The 3,110-nt window shown below is 74.7% G+C and carries 2 protein-coding genes; one reads left to right on the top strand and one right to left on the bottom strand.

The features are described from left to right. Nucleotides 1–62 precede the first annotated feature (62 nt). The gene (locus AB0K37_RS41340) at nt 63–839 is read right to left on the bottom strand and encodes an ROK family transcriptional regulator (RefSeq protein WP_363991478.1); all 777 of its coding nucleotides are present in this window, start codon (nt 837–839) and stop codon (nt 63–65) included. 150 nt (nt 840–989) lie between these two features. Between AB0K37_RS41340 and AB0K37_RS41335 the strand changes: the two genes are divergently transcribed. Beyond that, a partial coding sequence (locus AB0K37_RS41335; RefSeq protein WP_363991475.1) for an alpha-N-acetylglucosaminidase occupies nt 990–3,110 on the top strand: 2,121 nt, incomplete at its 3' end.

Genomic DNA, 3,110 nt, shown 5'->3' with positions numbered 1-3,110 from the left:
GCCGTAGGGTCGGCAGAAAGTAGTTAATGCGTTAATCATCGGAGGCGATGGAGGATGGCCCACTACCGCCGGGTCGGCCACGTGCCGCCGAAGCGTCCGGGCGGGCGGATGAAGCCGATCTCCCCGGCGGCGCCCGAGCCCCGGTGGAGGCGGCCGTCGATCACGACGCCGGCGCCGAGGCGCTCGCCCCACTGCACGGCCAGCAGGGTCCCGCGCTCCCCGGCGACGGCCAGGGCGGCGAGGTTGGCGTCGTTCTCCACCTGGACGGGGCAGGGGAAGCGGTCGCGCAGGTGGCCGGCGAGGTCCACCGACGTCCAGCCCGGGACGCTCGGCGCCAGCAGGACGCGTCCGGCTCCGGGGTCGACGATGCCCGGGGTGGCGGCCACCACGCCGGCGATCTCGTCCGCGCCGAGGCCGGCCTCCCGCAGGGCGCGCCCGACCACCTCGTCGACGGCGCGCAGGAGGTGGCCGGCCTCGCTCCGCCCTACCGGGCGGCGCACGGCCGCCAGGCGCCGGGCGGCGAGGTCGCTCACCCCCGCGCTGACCGTGTGGGGGCCGACGTCGAGCCCCAGCACCGGCGCGGCGCGGCCCCGCAGCGAGACGCGCACGGCGGGGCGGCCGCCGTGCCGCGAGGCCGCCGCCGGGTCGTGCTGCTGGAGCCAGCCCGCCTCGACCAGGTCGTCCACCGCCTGCCCCACGGTGGGACGGGTGAGCCCGGTGAGCTCGACGAGTTCGGCGAGGCGCAGCGGATCGGGCGCGCGCCCGCGCACCGCCCGCAGGACGGCGGCGGTGTTGAGGCGGCGCAGCACCGGCGTGCCGACCGCGCGATCCTCTCCCATGCCCCTCCAGAAGATCGCGGACGGACCCTTGACCGAGGGACCCGGCGCCCTCATGATGAAGGCCGCTCCAGTTTTTCAACGAGCTTAACAAACCTCGCGGTGGAGGTGTCCGCCATGGTCCCGGGCCGACGGAGGGAAGCCGGTGGCCGCATGCGGTCGGCCATCGTCATGCTGGTCGCACTGCTCGCGCTCCCGCTGACCGCGGTGGCCCCGGCGGCGGCGCGCGGCGCGGAGCCGGCGGCCCCCGCCACGGGACCCGCCGCCCGCGCGCTGGAGCGGCTCCTCGGCCGGGACAGGGCCGGACAGGTCGGGCTGCGGACGATCCCCAAGGGCTCCGGCCCCGACCGCTTCCGGGTCTCCGCCGAGGACGGGCGCCTGGTCGTCGCGGGCACGACCCCGGCCGTCCAGCTCACCGGGTTCGGCCGCTACCTGCGGGAGGTCGCGCACGCGAACGTCGCGATCGGCGGGACGCAGCTCGACCTGCCCGCGCGGCTGCCCCTGCCCTCCGCGCCGATCGAGGCGGACTCCTCGGTCGCGCACCGGTTCGCGCTCAACGACACCAACGAGGGATACGCCGGCGCGTACCTGAGCTGGGAGGAGTGGGAGCGCCGCATCGACGCGCTCGCGCTGCTCGGCATCAACGAGGTCCTGGTGTACGAGGGGCAGGACGCGGTCTACCAGCGGACGTTCCAGCAGTTCGGCTACAGCGCCGCGGACATGCGCGCCTGGATCCCGCAGCCGGGCCACCAGGCGTGGTGGCTGCTGCAGAACATGTGCTGCACCGACTCGCCGATCTCCCAGCAGCTGATCGACCGGCGCGCGGCGCTCGCGCGGCGCATGGTCGACCGGCTGCGCGAGCTGGGCATGACGCCGGTCCTGCCCGGCTACTACGGCACCGTCCCGACCGACTTCGAGACCCGCAACCCGGGGGCGAACACCGTCCCGCAGGGCACCTGGAACGGCCTGGAGCGCCCCGACTGGCTCGACCCGACCGGACCCGAGTTCGGCAAGGTCGCGGCGGCCTTCTACGAGGCGCAGACCCAGCTGTACGGGGCGAGCGCGATGTACAAGATGGACCTGCTGCACGAGGGCGGGCGGGCCGGGTCCGTGCCGGTGCCCGAGGCGTCCCGGGCCGTGCAGGACGCCCTCGAAGCGGCGCATCCCGGCGCGACCTGGGTGATCCTCGGCTGGCAGAACAACCCCCGCGCGGAGACCCTCCGGGCGGTCGACCGCTCGCGCATGTTCATCGTGGACGGGATCACCGAGCAGCCCGGGGTGACCGACCGCGACAAGGACTTCCTCGGCACGCAGTACGCGTTCGGAACGATCTGGAACTTCGGCGGCCACCAGAACTTCGGCGCGGGCCTCACCGTGTGGAACGAGAAGTTCCACGCCTGGCGCGCCAGGCAGGGCACGGCCATGAACGGCATCGCGCTGATGCCCGAGGCCATCGACAACAACCCGGCGGCGGTGGCGTTCTTCGCCGACATGCCGTGGCGGGACGGCCCGGTCGACGTCGACGCCTGGTTCGACGAGTACGCCACGGCCCGGTACGGCGCCGCCGACCCGCACGCGCTCGCGGCCTGGCGGATCATCGGCCGGACCGCCTACGCGTGGCCCGCGGGCAAGGACACCCGGCACGTGACCGGCCTGTTCGACGACCAGCCGAGCCTCACCACCACCGGGACGCCGCTCCAGTACGACCCGGGGGAGTTCGAGAAGGCCCTGCGCGAACTGCTCGACGTCGATCCGCGCCTGCGGCGCTCCAGCGCCTACCGCTACGACCTCGTGGACGTCGCCAGGCAGGTGCTGGCGAACCGCGGCCGGCTGCTCCTGCCGAAGATCCGCGCCGCCTACCGGGACGGCGACCGCACCGCGTTCGCGCGGCTCACCGCCCGGTGGACGAGCGAGATCCGCCTCATGGACGACGTCCTCGGTGCCGACCCCCACTTCCTCCTCGGAGCCTGGCAGCGCGAGGCGGCCCGGCAGGCGGCGGACCCCGGGGAGGCGCGGACCCTCGACTACAACCTCAAGTCGCTGGTCACGCTGTGGGAGAGTGGCAGCCCCGGCCTCCAGGACTACGCGCGCCGCGAGTTCAACGGGCTGGTCGGCGGCTACTACGCCGAGCGCTGGAAGCTGTTCTTCGACGAGCTCGGGCGCGCGATGAGGACCGGCGCGGAGCCGCGGCGGATCGACTGGCGCGCCGTCGCCGAGCGCTGGGCGCGCGCGGGCACCCGCTACGCCGCCGAGCCGCGCGGCGACGCCCACCGG

Source organism: Actinomadura sp. NPDC049753, from assembly GCF_040674655.1.
Taxonomy (GTDB): Bacteria; Actinomycetota; Actinomycetes; order Streptosporangiales; family Streptosporangiaceae; genus Spirillospora; species Spirillospora verrucosospora.
This window is presented reverse-complemented; position numbering and strand designations above follow the sequence as displayed.